The following is a 16,682-nucleotide window of genomic DNA, read 5'->3' on the forward strand; positions in this document are numbered from 1 at the left end:
CAAAGTTTTATTTAAAAGATATGTAATTTTAAGGAGCAAAGAATAGCAACAAAGTCGCTTAAGCAAGCTTTATCAGAATCAATAAAATTGATTCAATTCTTTGCTCTTTAAAAATATTCAGAATAAAAATAAATCTTTGCGTTAAAAAAATTACTTTTGAGTTTGCTCATTAATATATTCAATCAGACCATTAAAATCTTTTTCAGAATATCCCAATTGCAAATAATGAATATCATCCGCTTTTCGATACCAGGTCAGTTGACGTTTTGCATATCTTCGGCTGTTTTTCTTAATTTCAGAAACTGCAAATTCCAAATCCCATTCTTCATCAAAATATTTAAATAATTCAGAATAGCCAACCGTGTTCAAAGCGGTCAAATGTTTAAATTTTTCTAAACCTATTGCTTCATCCAGCAAACCTTTCTCCATCATAATATCCACTCTCCTATTGATTCTGTCATACAATTCTTCTCTCGGAGCTTCAATTCCGATTCGAATCGTTTCAAAATCTCTTGAATCTTGCGAAACAGCAATTAATTCAGAATATTTTTTATTCGTCTGCCAAATTACATCAATGGCACGTAAAAGCCTTCTATGATTGTGAAAATCCACAACCGAAAAATATTCAGGATCGAGTTCTTTCAACATTTCCTGAAGTTTTTCTATTCCTTCGTTATCTAAAATTTCCTGTAGTTTAGCTTGATTCTCCTCATTAGCTTCAGGCAAATCATTCAGACCTTCGATCACCGCTTTTTCATACATCATACTTCCGCCAACCAAAATGACAGTATCATATTTTTCAAAAAGTTCATTGAGTTTTTTTAAGGCATCTTCTTCGTATTGTCCGATCGAATAATATTCCTCAACCGAAAGATTTCCAATAAAATGATGAGGTGCTTCCGCTAATTCTTCTGCAGATGGAGAAGCCGTTCCGATGATCATTTCCTTAAAAAACTGGCGCGAATCGCAGGAAACAATTTCTGTACTGAAATGTTTCGCCAAATCAATGGCCAATCTTGTTTTTCCAATTCCGGTAGGTCCTACAACAGAAATCAAATTTTTATTTTTCACGTTGCAAATTTACGAAAAATGAGCCTTTATTTTTAACCACAAAATACTTTAAAAGAATGATTCAATTGAACCATTAAGAATAATTAAGTGGTTAAGTTTAATTAAGAAAAATCAAATAGATTTTTAAAAAGTATTATTCTAAAGTGATGCTAATCTTAATATTCTTCACTTCTTAATTAAAATCTTAATGGTTCAAAATAAATTTAAAATTGTACAATTACAAAGTATGATGCTAAAATTTCATCTTATCACACTATAGACTTAAATGTTTATCTTTGTACAACAATAAAAAACTATGATTTTATCAATGACCGGCTTCGGTAGAGCCGAAAGTGTTTTTGAAGGAAAAAAAATTTCAATCGATATTAAATCACTGAACAGCAAGAGCTTTGATTTAAATATCAAAATTCCTTTACGTTACAAAGAAAAAGAATTTGAAGTAAGAAAAATTCTCAACGATAGAATCATCCGTGGAAAGGTAGATTGCTACATTAATATTGAGAATCTTGAAGAAACCAATGATGTGAAAATCAACAGAGGTTTAATTGATTCTTACATGAATGAGCTTAAAAATATCGCTTCAGACGGACCTGATTTTGAATACCTTAAAATGGCGGTAAGACTTCCGGATGCGATTACTTCAAGACCCGACGAATTAACTGAAGGTGAATGGGAAGCTTTAGCGAAAATCGTTAATAATGCGGTTGATAAATTCCAGGAATTCAGAAAAACAGAAGGAAAAATCCTTCACGAAGAACTGGAAAGAAATATCAAAAATATAGACAAATATCTTTCAGAAGTTATTCCTTATGAAGAAGTGAGAATCAATTCTGTGAAAGAACGTTACATGAAAACTCTAAAAGAATTTGAAAATGTTGACGAAACTCGTTTTTATCAGGAAATGGCTTATTTCACAGAGAAACTAGATATTTCTGAAGAAAAAGTAAGACTTTCTCAGCATTTGAAATATTATTCTGAAGTAATGGAAAATGAAGATTTTAATGGAAAAAAACTTGGTTTTATTTCACAGGAAATTGGGAGAGAAATCAATACTTTAGGTTCAAAAGCCAATCACGCTGAAATTCAGAAATTGGTGGTGATGATGAAGGATGATTTGGAAAAAATTAAAGAGCAAACGTTAAACGTATTATAATTAGTTGATAGTTTTTTGTTGATGGTTGTTGGATTTTTTCTACTATCAACTAAAACCTATCAACCAACAACTATATGAATAAAGTTATCATATTTTCAGCGCCATCGGGAAGCGGGAAAACGACATTAGTAAAACATTCTCTGGAAGTAATTCCTGAATTGGAATTTTCTATATCGTGTACAACAAGACAGCCGAGAGGAAGTGAAACTCACGCTGTTGATTATCATTTTATTTCGCCAGAAGAATTCAGACAAAGAATTTCTGAAGATGCTTTTGTAGAATTTGAGGAAGTTTATACCGATAAATATTACGGAACTTTAAAATCTGAGGTTGAAAAGATCTGGAATCAGGGAAAAGTTGTTATTTTTGATGTAGACGTAAAAGGCGGAATTTCATTAAAAAAATATTTTGGAGAAAAAGCATTATCCATCTTCATAGAACCACCTTCGATTGCCGAATTGGAACGAAGATTGATCTCAAGAAACACTGATGATGCCGAAACCATAAAAACCCGCGTAGAAAAAGCTGAAGAAGAGCTTACCTATGCGATAGAATTTGACAAAATCGTCATCAACAGCGATTTGAGTGAAGCAAAAATAGAAATAGAAAGTTTAATAAAAAGTTTTATAGGAGAAACTAGAAGTTAGAGATTAGAAGTTAGTAAAAAACACCCGTAAATTTGGGCTAAAAACTAACTTCTAATTTCTAAAATCTAACTTCTATAAAAGAAAAACATTGAGGCTGAAATGAGCACCGAAACATTAGAAAAAGCTAAATCTACCCTTCCTGTAAAAGGATTTTTAGATTTGAAAGATATTGACATTCCTCAAGGAGAAGACTTGGTAAAAGCGATTCTCCAGCTGAAAGAAGAAAAAAATGCCGTTATTCTGGCGCATTATTATCAACCAGGAGAAATTCAGGATATTGCTGATTTCTTAGGAGATTCTCTTCAATTGGCAAGACAGGCAAAAGATACAGATGCCGATATGATCGTATTCTGCGGAGTGCATTTCATGGCTGAAGCCGCAAAAATTTTGAACCCGACGAAAAAAGTTGTCCTTCCTGATACAATGGCAGGTTGTTCTTTGGCAGACGGTTGTTCAGGTGAAGGTTTGAGAAAAATGCGTGAGCAACATCCAAATGCTTTGATCGCAACGTACATCAACTGTAACGCTGAAACAAAAGCAGAAAGTGACATCATTGTAACCAGCTCAAATGCAGAAACCGTGATTGAAGCTTTACCGACTGACCGACCAATTATTTTCGCTCCGGATAAAAATTTAGGAAGATATTTATCTAAAAAAACCGGTCGCGATATGATCCTTTGGGACGGAAGCTGCATCGTGCACGAAGCATTTTCCATGGAAAGAATTGCACAGCAGTTAGCTGATAATCCAGATGCAAAAATGATTGCACACCCTGAAAGTGAAGAAGCTGTTTTGAAATTGGCTCACTTCATCGGTTCTACTTCTGCTCTTTTGAATTTTGTTGAAAAAGATGATTGTCAGAAATTCATTATTGCAACTGAGGAAGGAATTCTTCACGAAATGAGAAAACGTGCACCACACAAAGAATTGATTCCTGCTTTGGTTTTTGACGAAAGCTGTAACTGTTCAGAATGCTTTTATATGAAGAGAAATACAATGGAAAAATTATATTTGTGTATGAAATATGAGCTTCCTGAAATTTTAATTGAAGAAGAACTTCGACTGAAAGCTTTGAAACCGATTGAGGCAATGCTCGATCTTTCGAAAAGTATTAAATAATAAAAAGAGCTGCCTCACTTGAGACAGCTCTTTTACTTTTTCACTGAGAAAGTATTTTCAATTTATGAAAGGCCTCCATCTACACAATCCATATGTACTAAAACTTTAGATTGGCAACATTTTGGTAAAGCATTGTACGCTTCACATGAACGTGGAAAACCAGGACCTGGTCCATAAGGTCCGGGAGGGCAATTTTCATTACAAACTGCGCCACCATTAATAGCTTTTAAATTTCCTCGGTTTAATTTTTTTAGATTTTTCATATTTATTTGATTTGTTTAGTTATTAAATATAATACTTTTGTTTATATATATAAAATCATGAGTAAAATCTTTTTAGAAGATGTAAAAATTTACGCTTACCACGGCGTTCTTCCCGAAGAAAATATTATCGGAACTTATTATATTTTAAATACTGAAATTCACACAGATTTGTGGGATGCTGCGATTTCTGATAATTTAAATGATACGATCAGTTACGCAGATATTAATGAAATCATTCATGATGAGATGAAAATTCAGTCTAAATTGTTGGAGCACGTTGCGGGAAGAATTATTACTAAAATCAACGAAAAATTCAGTCAGATTTCTTACATCAAATTAAGAATTACCAAAACAAGTCCGCCAATGAAAGGTGAAATGAAAGGTGCAAGTATTGAGCTTGAAAAAAGTTTTTTATTAGGCGGAATTACAGAAAATGAGTAATTTTCAATTTTAAAAATCAAAACACAGTGAAGGTATTTAAAATATTATTTCTATTATTTTCTATCGGTATTTTTGGGCAAAACAATACTTCAGGTGATGCTATTTACAATTTTCCGAAAATAAAATCTAGCATTACAATGCCGGTGACTATTCCGTTATCGGAAATCAGCAATATGATAAATGCTTCGGTAAAAGATATGATCTTTCAGGATGATTCTTATACCGATAACGACAATGATCAGTTTAAAGTAAAAGTCTGGAAAACCCGACCAATACGATTAGTTGGAGATGCCAATCAAAATATTGCGATTGAAGTTCCTTTAAAAATCTGGGCAGAAAAAGGGATTGGAACTTTAGGGGTTTACACGTATCAGGAAACGACTTTTGAAACCGTAATGTATTTTAAAACAGCTTTAAGTTTTAAAAATAACTGGACGGTAAGTACTTTTACACAACCAATGGGATTTAAATGGGTAAAAAAACCAGTTTTAGATTTTGGAAAAATTAAAATCCCAATTACTTCTTTGGTTGAAAAAAGCCTGAAAGAACAGCAATACAAATTCTCTAAAACCATTGATCAGCAAATGGCTGCACAGCTTAATTTTCAGCAGTATGCAGTTTTAGCGTGGAACGCTTTTTCTCAACCTTTCAATATTTCAGAGGAATACAATACCTGGTTGAAAATAACTCCTATCAACGTTAATATAACCCCGCTTAAATTTTACGGAAATCAAATTGATACTAATATCGGCATCGATATTTTCTCAGAAACTTATACCGGAACAAAACCAGAATCGTCTCAACCTGTAAAAGCGGTGATGAATTTTAATTTTATTCCGCTTTTGGCTGATCAGTTTGTATTGCAGACCACTGCGAATATTCCTTTTTCTGAAGCTACCGGAATCGCAAAAAAAACATTTTTAAATAAAGAATTTGATGTCAGAAATTCTAAAGTTAAAATTACGGATATCAAAGTGTATGGAGAAGCCAATCGTATTATGATAGAAGCCGATACAGAAGGTTATGTGAATGGAACGTCTTTTATTTCAGGGATTCCTATTTATGATGAAACTAAGAAAAAAATAGTGCTTTCGGACACAAAATTCAAGCTTAAAACATCTAACATTCTTCAGAAATTAGCAACTTCTCTTTTCAAAGGCAAAATTGTAAAGATGATTGAAGATGAATACGGAATTCCCACAAGTGAACTTGAAACATCATCCAAAAAAAGCATCGAAGAAGCATTTAATAAAGAATATTACAAAGGACTGAAAATGAGCGGTAAAGTTTTTAATTTGAAACCTCATCAAATTCTTTTAAATGACTCAGGAATTACAGCTGTAATTGATACGAATGCAAATTTGAGATTTACTTTAAAAGGATTTTAAACTAAAAACTAACATAACTATGAGAAAATATTTACAGATTATCGACAGACACAGAGCTACAAAATGGATGAGATTCTTCAATATTCTCGTTGACAGAATTGCATTTAATTGTATTTTTTTAGCCTTAGGTTTTCTAGGCGGTATATTAGACGGAATCTTTGGAATATATTATTTTACTAAATTCTTTTATAAGCTTGCAGAGTTAGGAAGAGTTGCAGATATTATCATTACTAGTATTATATTTTTCTTTTATATTTTTTTAATTGAATATTTTACCAAAGGAAGAAGTCTCGGAAAATACATTACCGGAACAAAAGTGATCATGACAGATGGTAAAGAACCTACTATTAGTGATTATTTTATGAGAAACATTATACGTTTGGTTCCTTTTGACGCCTTATCTTTTTTTGGAGAAAATGGATGGCACGATAGCTGGAGTGATACCAGAGTCATTAACATTAAAAATTATGAGGCTGAAAGACAGACCAAGAACGAAATTGATGCCATCGGAATAAAAGAAATTGCGTAAAAAATTTGGAGAACATTATAATTTTCCTATATTTGCACCACCTAAAAATGGTGCTTTGGCCGAGCGGCTAGGCAGTGGTCTGCAACACCATCTACAGCGGTTCGAATCCGCTAGGCACCTCTAATCAATCCCTAATCTATATTAGTTTAGGGATTTTTTATTTCTTAAAATTCCACCCATTCAACAAAAAAAAAAAAACAACTCATTGATATTCAAATTAATAAGCTTGTCTTTTTGAAAAGTATTTTTTATAATGAGGGAATCCTTGACTGTAATACCAAAATCCTGATTTACTACTACGGTGTTTCAAAAAAGAAGAAATAAAAAAAATAAACAGTAAAGCAAACCCTAATAATATAAAATTTTCAAGGAGTGAAAAATAATCTGAAGTTTCCATTGGTTAGTTTTTAGTATTATAAAGATATGTAAAACAGACGGTAACAAAAAACAAATTCTCCACAACAAGAGATTTAAGCTAAGAAAAAAGTATTAAAAAAAATTAATATTACCTCCTTTTATTATCCAAAATGAAAGTATTTTTATGATTTTAACACTTCCTTAACTAAACCTTGGCTTCATAATTGAAATTATCATCACATAGACTTTAAAAGTTTTAATAAATAGAAAAATTTGAGTTATGAAAAATATAGTTTTAGCAGGTGTAATCTCAATATTTACATTGACCGCCTGTAAGAAGGATGATAATAAAGTGGCCGAAAAAACTTTAGAACAGCAGAAATTAGAATTTCAGGCAAGACAGCTGGATATAGAAAAGCAAAAGCTAGCTATTGAAAGAGAAAGATTTGCTTACGAAGCACAAAAAAGAACCGACAGTATAGCTGAAGTTGAAAAAGCTAAAACCGCAGCTGCAGCAAAACCTCAGGTAATCAGAGAAACCAAAACAATATACAGAGATGCCCCATCTTCTTCTAACAACGGAAGTCAGGCAAGCAATTCTTCATCTCAAGGTACTACAGCTAAGAAAAAAGGAATCAGTGAAGCTGCAAAAGGCACTGCAATTGGTGTTGTGAGTGGTGCTGCTTTGGGAGCTATTGTCAATAAGAAAAACCGTGGTGGTGGTGCCGTTGTAGGTGGTATCATCGGTGGTGCAACAGGATATACTTTAGGTAGATCACAGGATAGAAAAAGTGGTCGGGTACAGCCTAAATAATTAAATATTTTTAAAAACATCAAAGATTGCTTATTTTTAAGCAATCTTTTTTTTATGCTCCTGATTGTATGCTCTTCAATTTTTCTCATAACAACCTTAATGGGTTGGGGAAAACTGATGGAAAATATTTTTGGGAAAAGCTTACACGGAATTTCAGGGAAAATTTTAACAGGAATTTTCTCTGTCGGATTAATTTTTACAGTGGTATCATTTTTTGTCCCACTGAATTTATATATTGAAATTCCTACAATTTTCATCGGACTTTTCTACTTTTTTAAAGACAAACTTTATTTAGAGTATTTCCGATTGTCAAAAAAAGACTCAGTCATTTTAGGAATTTTAGCAGCTGTCATTTTATTTTCAGCTTCTTTTTATCCTTTTATTTTAGATCATTTCGGGTATTATGTTCCTACAATAAAATGGCTTACAGAATACGGTTTGGTTAAAGGGATTTCCAATCTTGATCTTATTTTGGGGCAAATGTCGGTTTGGCATATTTTCCAAGCAGGATTCAGTAATTTCGCAGATCCTTTTTTAAGGCTTAATGCCGTTTTACTTATTATTTACGGAATCTATATTGTTGAAAATAAAAGCTGGATTCAACTGATTTTTATTCCGGTTTTCCTGATTTTTTCTCAATCTCCAAGTCCGGATTTGCCCGCGATTTTATTTTCTTTAATTATTCTGAATGAAATTTTATCCGGAAACAAAAACCTGGCTTTCTTATTTGCATTTTCTGTTTTTATATTTGCGATAAAACCAACCGTTATTTGGCTACCGATTTTCATTCTGCTCTACTCTATTTTCGTTTCCGGATTTCAGTATAAAAAACTTATTTTAGGCTCACTTGTTTTTCTTTTATTCATCGTAAAAAATATCTGGATCTTTGGTTATCCCGTTTTCCCTTTAACAGTTTTCGACTTCGGAATTTCGTGGAAACCCAATCCTGAATTATTAAAAGCATCATCAGAATTTGCGATTGTAAAAACTTTTGACGAGCAATATTCTTATGCAGAAATTTTAAAATTCTCATGGTTTGATTACGTTAAAAACTGGCTTTTTTTAAATGGAATTAAATCGGCAATCAACATTTCATTTGTAACAAGTTTAATCGGGTTTATTGTATTTTCTATTATTAAAAGAAATAAAATCACCAGTTTAATTGGTATTTCTATATTGATAAAAAGTCTTTTAATTTTATCTTTTTCTGCACAATACCGATTCTTTATTGATGTATTTTTTGTAGTCTTTTTTGTAGTCTTTTTCAACAGTATAAATAAGAAAAATGCGCTCTTCATTTCTTCGGGTTTAGCTCTCATTTTTATTGGTCTTTTTTCATTTCCAAAAATCATTCAGCAATTTATTCCAAGTTTTAAGCTGGGTAGAAATTTGACTCCGTTTGCAAAAACACAACTTTTAAAACCTTCCGATTATAAATACAATCAGTATAATTCTTTCAAAATAGGAGATCTTAAGTTTAATGTTTCAAAAAAATATACCTTTAGTTTTGACACTCCCACTCCTGCCATTTCAGAAAGCTACGTTTTAGATTATCAGAAATTAGGCATATTTCCGCAACCGATTGACAAAAACAATTTAAAAAAAGGATTTATCTGGAAAAAACTGAATCCCGAAGAAAAAAAAGAGCTCGACAAATCAATTGAATTCATCAAAAAGAGTTATCTACAAACCGATTAGTAAAGACTTTATTATCTGAATAAAAAACGGTAATTTTGTACTATGTTCAATACTTTAGGTAATCTTCTCAGCCTAACCACGTTTGGCGAGAGTCACGGCGCTGCTTATGGCGGAATCATCAATAATTTTCCAGCAGGTCTGGAAGTCGATTTTGAAAAAATTCAATATGAGTTGGATCGTAGAAAACCAGGTCAGTCAGCAATCGTTACCCAACGAAAAGAAAGCGACACTGTAAAATTTCTTTCCGGTATTTTCGAAGGAAAAACTACCGGAACTCCTATTGGTTTTATGATTGAAAACGAAAATCAGAAGTCAAAAGACTATGACCATATTGCGAATTCTTATCGCCCGAGTCATGCAGATTTCACGTACGATCAAAAATTTGGCATCAGAGATTATCGCGGTGGCGGAAAATCTTCTGCAAGAGAAACCATCAACTGGGTGGTTGCCGGAGCTTTAGCAAAACAACTTTTAAAAGATATTGAAATTAACGCTTACGTTTCTTCCGTGGGCGAAATTTTCTGTGTAAAACCTTATCAGGATTTAGATTTTTCTAAAACTGAAAGCAATGAAGTACGCTGTCCCGATACTGAAACTGCCGAAAAAATGATTTCAAAAATTAAAGAGATCAAAAAAGAAGGCAACACAATTGGCGGAACCATTACCTGCGTTATCAAAAATGTTCCTGTAGGAATTGGCGAACCCGTTTTTTCTAAACTTCAGGCTGAATTGGCAAAAGCAATGCTTAACATTAATGCCTGCAAAGGTTTTGAATATGGAAGCGGATTTTGTGGTGCAAAAATGACAGGAAGTGAACATAATGATCAGTTTAACACCGATTTTTCTACAAAATCAAATCTTTCAGGCGGAATTCAGGGCGGAATTTCTAACGGAATGGATATTTATTTCCGGGTAGCTTTCAAACCTGTTGCCACTATTTTAAGACCTCAGGAAAGTGTTGATAAAGACGGAAATGCTGTGACTGTGGAAGGAAAAGGAAGACACGATCCTTGTGTTGTTCCAAGAGCAGTTCCCGTTGTAGAAAGTTTAGCAGCATTTGTTTTAGCTGATTTATTTCTGATCAACAAAACACGAAACACTAATCAATTTTAAATTTAATTTTTAGTAATCATGAAAAATTACTGGGATAAAGCCATATTTTTTGAAGAATATCTTCAGATTGCCAACCAAAGACTTGAAAATCCTCCGACTCCGCAAGATGCCGAATATAAAATGTATTACGAGCTTGGAATTCAGAGAATGGATCGAACGCTTAAAAAATTCGTCATCGATGAAGAGCAAATCAACGAGCTGAAATCTAAAAATTTCAACGGAAAAATTTTAATTATTTCTGAAGCTTGGTGTGGTGATGCAAGTGCAACGGTTCCTGCTTTGGCAAAGTTTTTTGAAGGACATAATGAAGTGAAAATCTTTTTGAGAGACAGCGATAAAAGTCTAATCAATCAGTTCTTAACGAATGGTACAGAATCTATTCCGAAAGTGATTATTTTAGACGAGGATTTCAATGTGAAAAATTCTTGGGGACCTCGTCCGAAATTCGGGCACGAATTATTATTAAAATTTAAAGCTGATCCAGAAGCATATCCAAGAGAGAGTTTTTACAATGATCTGCAAGTATATTATTCAAGAAACAGAGGTAAAGATGCCATTCAGGAAATTTTAGAATTACTATAAAATAAATACTATGAAAAAACTGGCTATTTACGTTGTTGTTCTCGTAATTTTAGGTGTTATTTTTTTAGTTCCCGGAATACGAAATTATCTTAAAGATCAATTTTTCCCGATCGCAACTATAGAAAATGCAGTACACATCAGTGAAGAAGATTATGATGTAGACTTGCAAGGGATCAATGTTCCAAGTACCAATCTGAAAAACTTTAAAAACAAACCAGTTTTTCTGAATTTTTGGGGAACATGGTGTCCTCCGTGTAGAAAAGAATGGCCTTCAATTCAAAGATTGTACGACAGAAGAAAAGAAAATGTAGATTTTGTTTTAATTGCAATGAAAGACGAGGAAGCAACCGTAAGAAAATTTTTGAAAGAAAATAACTACACCGTTCCTGTATATATTGCACAAAGCCCGATCTCTGAAAAGATCCTTCCGAAAGCTTTCCCTACAACCTTTCTTTTAGACAAAAACGGGAGAATTTTAATCAAGGAAGATGCCGCAACTGATTGGGATGCAGAATCTATCCACCAGTTTATTGATAATATTATTAAGTAAACTTTAACTAAAATTTAGATTGAGTTGGTACAAATTTTGCGAATTTTACAGAGTTGAAAATTATTTTAAAACAAACACAAACATGAAATATTCAAAACTCAATCTTGCAAAAGAAGCAATTGCCCACAAAGGCTTCTTAAAAAAAATTCCGGACATGTTCAGAATGGTGAATATGTGGAGAAAAGGTAATTACCCTGTAAAGTCGATGGATCTTATTTTACCATTGGTAGGTCTTCTTTACGTCATCTCTCCTATTGATATCATTCCCGACTTCATTATTGTTGCAGGAGTTCTGGATGATTTGGCAGTTTTATCTTTAGCTATTCCGAAATTAATAAGGGAAGTTGATAAATTTCTTCTTTGGGAAGCTGAACAGAAATACAGTACAAACGGCGCAAAAATAATTGACGCAGAAATCGTTTAAATAATTAACAACATCCTTTCGGGGATGTTTTTTTATGAAGAATGAAATGTAAATTCAATTCATTCTCTATTTTTTTAAGTTTAATTCTTCACTTGTGAAGCAAAATTCACGATTGACAATTGACTTTAACATCAAATCCTTAAATTTGCAAAATCTAATAAAAAATTAATGGAAAGTAAGAAAGAATTCTTTTTGGAATGTTACAAACTGGGCATCATCAAATTTGGAAGATTTACATTAAAAAGCGGTATCGAAAGTCCGTTTTATGTAGATTTAAGACCTTTAGCATCAGATCCTAAAATTTTAAAAAACCTGGCCAATTATTTACTGGAAATGCTTCCTTTAGATAATTTTGATCTGATTTGCGGAGTTCCTTATGCTGCACTTCCAATGGCTACAGCAATGTCTTTGGAAAGCTATATTCCATTAATTATTAAAAGAAAAGAAGCCAAAGAATACGGAACTAAAAAAATGATTGAAGGAATTTACCAAAAAGGGCAAAACTGTCTTTTGGTAGAAGATGTCATCACTTCCGGAAAATCTTTGGTAGAAACCATTGCCGAAGTTGAGCAGGAAGATTTGAAAGTTGCCGACATTGTTGTTGTTTTAGACAGAGAACAAGGTGGCAAACAGCTTTTGGAAAGCAAAGGTTTCAGAGTTCACACTTTATTTAATATTTCTGAAGTTTGTACTATTCTACAGGAAGAAGGTGAATTGAGCGATGAGGAAGTAAAAAGAATTCAGGATTTTTTAAAAGGAAATCATATTCAGTTTGAAGAAAAGAAAAGACTTTCTTATCAGCAAAAATTTGAAAATGCTGAGCATTCTGTTTCAAAAAAACTGTTAGAAACTGCTTTAGCAAAAGAATCTAACTTAATTGCTTCAGCTGATGTAACAACCACTCAGGAATTATTGGAACTTGCTGAAAAAGTAGGTCCAAATATTATTGCTTTAAAAACGCATATCGATATTATTTCAGATTTCGATTATCAAAATACAATCGTTCCTTTGAAAGAACTGGCTTCAAAGCACAATTTCTTATTAATGGAAGACAGAAAATTTGCCGACATCGGAAACACGCAGGAATTACAGTTCACAAGCGGAGTTTTCAAAATTACAGATTGGGCAGATTTTGTAACGTCTCAGGTAATTGGTGGTTTTGAATCTTTAGACTGCTTCAAAAATGTAGGAGTTGTTGCAATTATCGGAATGTCTTCAAAAGGAACTTTAACAACGAACAGCTATAGAGAAGAAGCTTTAAAAGTGGCTTTGTCTCATCCTAATGTAATTGGTGGAGTTTCTCAGAATGCACTTCCTCAAGAAATTTTACTGTTTACTCCAGGTGTAAATTTAGCAGACTCAGGTGACGGAAAAGGTCAGCAATACAATACTCCGGAACATGTTTTCAAAACGCTTCACACTGACTTCATTATCGTAGGAAGAGGAATTTACAAATCTGAAAACCCTGCAGAAGCTTCTGTTACTTATAAAAATGAAGGCTGGAAGGCTTATCTCGCTTCATTATAAAATAAATAATTTACGATTTGCTCTCATTCATTTGGGAGCAAATTTTATTTTAAAGAACTCCCAAAATATTTATTTTTTAATAAATCTTAACTTAAAATCATAAAGAATTATATCCAAAATAAGCTATATTTGATGCTTTATCAGGACATTGAAAAAGTTTAGTATTGGTCTTTTTTTGATTTGGGGAGTTGTACAGGTTTCTGCACAAAAAGATAGCATTTCCATTCATGCAAAATTATCGCAGAACAGAAAAACGCTTGTGGTTAATCAGGAAATTGTATATCATAACCATTCCGATAAAGATTTGACCAAAATAAAACTTCTCAACTGGATTTCTGCCTATAACAAAAGAGGAACTTCTCTTGTTTACAGAAAATTGGAAGATAGGAACAACAGTCTTCACTTTGCAAAACAGGAAGAACTTGGAAAAGTTTTAGAATTAAATATAAAAAATTCGGGAAACCAACCTCTTCCACTACAAAATACTTCTGACGAGAATTTATTTATTTCTTTAAATGAAAATTTAGAACCCGGAAAAAGTGTTAAGTTGCAACTCCAGTATAAAATGCAGCTTCCTGATAAAAAATTTACCGGTTACGGAACTTCTGAACAGGACATTGCTTTAAAATATTTCTTTATTGTTCCTGATCATTTTGATGCTGATAATATTTCTAAAAGGGATTATCACGACATTGAAGAATCTGTTAATTTTAACACGTATTGGTCGGTTGATTTTGATGCGCCTTCAAATTCTTTTATTCAAAGTAATCTTCAGCAGATTCAGCCTAATTTATTTAAAGGATATTTAGATTCAGATCCTGAATTTATTATTTCTAAAAATACTTTTCCTCCGATAAAAATCGATACAGAAGATATTAAAACCGAAATAAAATTTGGGTACAATATCAGCAAACAGGAAATTCAGAATCTCGAATTTTACCTTCCTTTGCAGTTGAAATTTATTAAAGATAAAATTGGTTTTATTCCGGAACAGCTTTTTATTTCGGAAAAATTCAGGGCAAAAGAGGACTTTTTTGGAAATAATGATATTAAATTTTGGAAATTCAGGTTTAAATTATTTTCGGATGCCGAAAATACCGATTTAGATTATTTCGGAATTATCTCAAAAAAAATTCTTGATGAAAGCATCATCACCGATAAGCAGGAAAATCACTGGTTTAAAAATGGTTTAAAATCATATCTTGAAATTCAGTATCTGAAAAAATTCTACGGAGAAACAAAACTTCTCGGAAACCTTCCTGAAAATAGCATTTTAGGAGTTAAGCCTTTAAAATTATTCCATGCTTCAAGAGTGAAATTGCTTGACCGATACGGTTTGGCTTATCAATACATCATGTCTCAGAATCTCGATCAAAAAATTGACGAACCTTTTGCGGTTTTGAGTAATTTTAATGATATGGCAATCAGCAGTTTTGAAACGGGAAGCCTTTTCAGTTATTCTGCCGATAAAATGGGCGAAGAAAAATTTAATCTTCTACTGAAAAATTACATTGCTGAAAATACAGACAAACAGGCTTATCCTGAAGATTTTTTAGATCAATTGGTAAAAGAAGAATCTTCAACGTCTTATTTAAAAGGATTTTTGAAACAGAAAAACAGAGTTAATTTCAGACTTAAAAATTTCAGAGTAAATAACGATTCTCTTAATATTAAAATCGTAAAAAATACAGACGAGGCAATTCCTGTAAAGCTGGAAACCCAAACCAAAAGCGGGGAAAAAACTTCTTATTGGATCGAAACTGCAGAAAACGAAAGACTGAAAACAGTCAATCTTCCGTCTGAAGATATTTATAAAATTACATTAAATAACGATTACATATTTCCGGAAGCGAATTACCGCGATAATTTTCTTTATACCAAAGGAATATTTTCGAATGCCAAAAAAATTAAATTTAAACTCATTAAAGATATTCCCAATCCTGAGTTTAATGAAATATATCTGAACCCAAGAATACGATTCACCAATACCTATGACAAATTTCTGATTGGTATCAACTTTAAAAACCAATCGCTTTTTGATCAGAAATTTTTATATTCATTGACTCCGTCATTCAGCACAGGAACGGGTAAAATGACAGGTTCAGGAGCAGTTTCCTACTCTTTTTTGCCCGCTGAAAGTGTGATTCAGAGATTGACTTTTGGAGTTTCAGGATCATATTTTCATTATGATTATGATTTAGCGTATCAGAAAAATTCACTGTATTCGAATATCAGTTTCAGAAAAAATCCAAGAAGTACAGTAAGCCGTGGTTTAGGAATTTCCTATACTTATTTTGAACGTGATCTGAGCGCAAAAATGATCGCCAATCGTGATTACAACAAATATAATCTTTGGACGGTTGGTTACGGCTACACCGATAATCAGATGATTCACGAGAAAAGCTTCAGTCTGAGTACACAGGGAATGGAAGATTATAACAAGATTACAGCAGAAGGATTTTACAGATGGGAATTTGCACCAAGGCAAAAGCTTAGCTTAAGACTTTTCGCAGGATATTTTGTAAGAAATGAAACCCGAAACAATACTTTTAATTATGGAATTTCAAGAGTTTCAGATTATTCTTTTTCATACAATCTTTTAGGACAAAGTGCATCGAGCGGAATTTTATCACAACAGTTTATTTTAGCTGATGGTGGTTTTAAATCTTTTCTCCCAGGAACAGTGAATCAGTGGATTACTTCCTTCAATGTAGATTCAAGTGTCTGGAAAATTTTCCACGTCTATGCAGATGCAGGTTTATATAAAAACAAAAATAATCCGACACAATTTATTTGGGACAGCGGTGTGAAAGTACGTTTGATCCCAGATTTTCTTGAAATATATCTTCCGGTGCAGTCTTCTTTAGGTTTTGAGCCAGGTTTTAAAGATTACGGAAAAAGAATACGATATACTTTGATTTTAAATCTGAGCACCATTATTAATGCTGCGAGAAGAGGTTGGTACTAACACAAAAAGAGCTGCCTGATGACAACTCTTTTTATTAA

17 protein-coding genes and 1 tRNA gene are annotated in these 16,682 nt (G+C 32.7%); 15 read left to right on the forward strand and 3 right to left on the reverse strand.

Translation table 11 applies throughout. The features are described from left to right. Nucleotides 1-150: 150 nt before the first annotated feature. Complete coding sequence (gene miaA / locus BUR17_RS09850) at nt 151-1,071, reverse strand: tRNA (adenosine(37)-N6)-dimethylallyltransferase MiaA (protein ID WP_074230113.1); 921 nt, start codon at nt 1,069-1,071, stop codon at nt 151-153. Nucleotides 1,072-1,366: 295 nt separating this feature from the next. On the opposite strand from miaA, the gene BUR17_RS09855 reads away from it, so the two are divergent. From BUR17_RS09855 to nadA, 3 genes are all read left to right on the forward strand, one after another. Next, nucleotides 1,367-2,224 carry a YicC family protein gene (locus BUR17_RS09855; RefSeq protein ID WP_074230114.1) on the forward strand — a complete coding sequence of 286 codons (858 nt, stop codon included), beginning with the start codon at nt 1,367-1,369 and terminating at the stop codon, nt 2,222-2,224. A gap of 74 nt (nt 2,225-2,298) precedes the next feature. Next, nucleotides 2,299-2,871 (forward strand): guanylate kinase, encoded by a 573-nt coding sequence (gmk, locus tag BUR17_RS09860; RefSeq protein ID WP_074230115.1) that lies wholly within the window; start codon nt 2,299-2,301, stop codon nt 2,869-2,871. A 99-nt stretch (nt 2,872-2,970) separates the two neighbouring features. Continuing rightward, on the forward strand, nt 2,971-3,990 hold the full coding sequence (gene nadA, locus BUR17_RS09865) for a quinolinate synthase NadA (protein ID WP_074230116.1): 1,020 nt from the start codon (nt 2,971-2,973) through the stop codon (nt 3,988-3,990). A gap of 62 nt (nt 3,991-4,052) precedes the next feature. On the opposite strand, the gene BUR17_RS09870 is transcribed toward nadA, so the two are convergent. Then, nucleotides 4,053-4,253 (reverse strand): bacteriocin-like protein, encoded by a 201-nt coding sequence (locus tag BUR17_RS09870; protein ID WP_074230117.1) that lies wholly within the window; start codon nt 4,251-4,253, stop codon nt 4,053-4,055. A gap of 54 nt (nt 4,254-4,307) precedes the next feature. Between BUR17_RS09870 and folB the strand changes: the two genes are divergently transcribed. The 4 genes from folB to BUR17_RS09890 all read left to right on the forward strand — a co-directional run bounded on the left by folB (nt 4,308) and on the right by BUR17_RS09890 (nt 6,731). Beyond that, nucleotides 4,308-4,694, forward strand: a complete 387-nt coding sequence (gene folB, locus BUR17_RS09875) for a dihydroneopterin aldolase (protein WP_074230279.1) — start codon at nt 4,308-4,310, stop codon at nt 4,692-4,694. A 26-nt stretch (nt 4,695-4,720) separates the two neighbouring features. Further along, on the forward strand, nt 4,721-6,082 hold the full coding sequence (locus BUR17_RS09880; protein ID WP_074230118.1) for a DUF4403 family protein: 1,362 nt from the start codon (nt 4,721-4,723) through the stop codon (nt 6,080-6,082). Nucleotides 6,083-6,101: 19 nt separating this feature from the next. Then, nucleotides 6,102-6,611: an RDD family protein gene (locus BUR17_RS09885; protein ID WP_074230119.1), complete on the forward strand. Its 510-nt coding sequence runs from the start codon at nt 6,102-6,104 to the stop codon at nt 6,609-6,611. Between the two features lie 49 nt (nt 6,612-6,660). After that, nucleotides 6,661-6,731 (forward strand) — tRNA-Cys (locus BUR17_RS09890). 97 nt (nt 6,732-6,828) lie between these two features. Here BUR17_RS09890 and BUR17_RS09895 read toward each other — a convergent pair. After that, the gene (locus BUR17_RS09895) at nt 6,829-7,008 is read right to left on the reverse strand and encodes a hypothetical protein (RefSeq protein WP_074230120.1); all 180 of its coding nucleotides are present in this window, start codon (nt 7,006-7,008) and stop codon (nt 6,829-6,831) included. A 240-nt stretch (nt 7,009-7,248) separates the two neighbouring features. On the opposite strand from BUR17_RS09895, the gene BUR17_RS09900 reads away from it, so the two are divergent. The 8 genes from BUR17_RS09900 (at nt 7,249) to BUR17_RS09935 (ending at nt 16,644) form a co-directional block, all read left to right on the forward strand. After that, nucleotides 7,249-7,782 carry a glycine zipper domain-containing protein gene (locus BUR17_RS09900; protein WP_074230121.1) on the forward strand — a complete coding sequence of 178 codons (534 nt, stop codon included), beginning with the start codon at nt 7,249-7,251 and terminating at the stop codon, nt 7,780-7,782. Nucleotides 7,783-7,881: 99 nt separating this feature from the next. Further along, nucleotides 7,882-9,480, forward strand: coding sequence for an LIC_10190 family membrane protein (locus BUR17_RS09905; RefSeq protein ID WP_084550488.1), 1,599 nt, complete (start codon nt 7,882-7,884; stop codon nt 9,478-9,480). Between the two features lie 42 nt (nt 9,481-9,522). After that, the gene (gene aroC / locus BUR17_RS09910; RefSeq protein WP_074230123.1) at nt 9,523-10,593 is read left to right on the forward strand and encodes a chorismate synthase; all 1,071 of its coding nucleotides are present in this window, start codon (nt 9,523-9,525) and stop codon (nt 10,591-10,593) included. An 18-nt stretch (nt 10,594-10,611) separates the two neighbouring features. Beyond that, nucleotides 10,612-11,175, forward strand: a complete 564-nt coding sequence (locus tag BUR17_RS09915) for a thioredoxin family protein (RefSeq protein WP_074230124.1) — start codon at nt 10,612-10,614, stop codon at nt 11,173-11,175. 10 nt (nt 11,176-11,185) lie between these two features. Next, nucleotides 11,186-11,725 carry a TlpA family protein disulfide reductase gene (locus tag BUR17_RS09920; RefSeq protein ID WP_074230125.1) on the forward strand — a complete coding sequence of 180 codons (540 nt, stop codon included), beginning with the start codon at nt 11,186-11,188 and terminating at the stop codon, nt 11,723-11,725. A gap of 82 nt (nt 11,726-11,807) precedes the next feature. Continuing rightward, the gene (locus BUR17_RS09925; protein ID WP_074230126.1) at nt 11,808-12,149 is read left to right on the forward strand and encodes a YkvA family protein; all 342 of its coding nucleotides are present in this window, start codon (nt 11,808-11,810) and stop codon (nt 12,147-12,149) included. A gap of 168 nt (nt 12,150-12,317) precedes the next feature. Then, nucleotides 12,318-13,676 (forward strand): orotidine-5'-phosphate decarboxylase, encoded by a 1,359-nt coding sequence (gene pyrF / locus BUR17_RS09930; RefSeq protein WP_074230127.1) that lies wholly within the window; start codon nt 12,318-12,320, stop codon nt 13,674-13,676. Nucleotides 13,677-13,824: 148 nt separating this feature from the next. Then, the gene (locus BUR17_RS09935; protein WP_074230128.1) at nt 13,825-16,644 is read left to right on the forward strand and encodes a gluzincin family metallopeptidase; all 2,820 of its coding nucleotides are present in this window, start codon (nt 13,825-13,827) and stop codon (nt 16,642-16,644) included. Nucleotides 16,645-16,682: the final 38 nt, after the last annotated feature.

The organism is Chryseobacterium scophthalmum, assembly GCF_900143185.1.
In the GTDB taxonomy this organism is placed as follows: domain Bacteria; phylum Bacteroidota; class Bacteroidia; order Flavobacteriales; family Weeksellaceae; genus Chryseobacterium; species Chryseobacterium scophthalmum.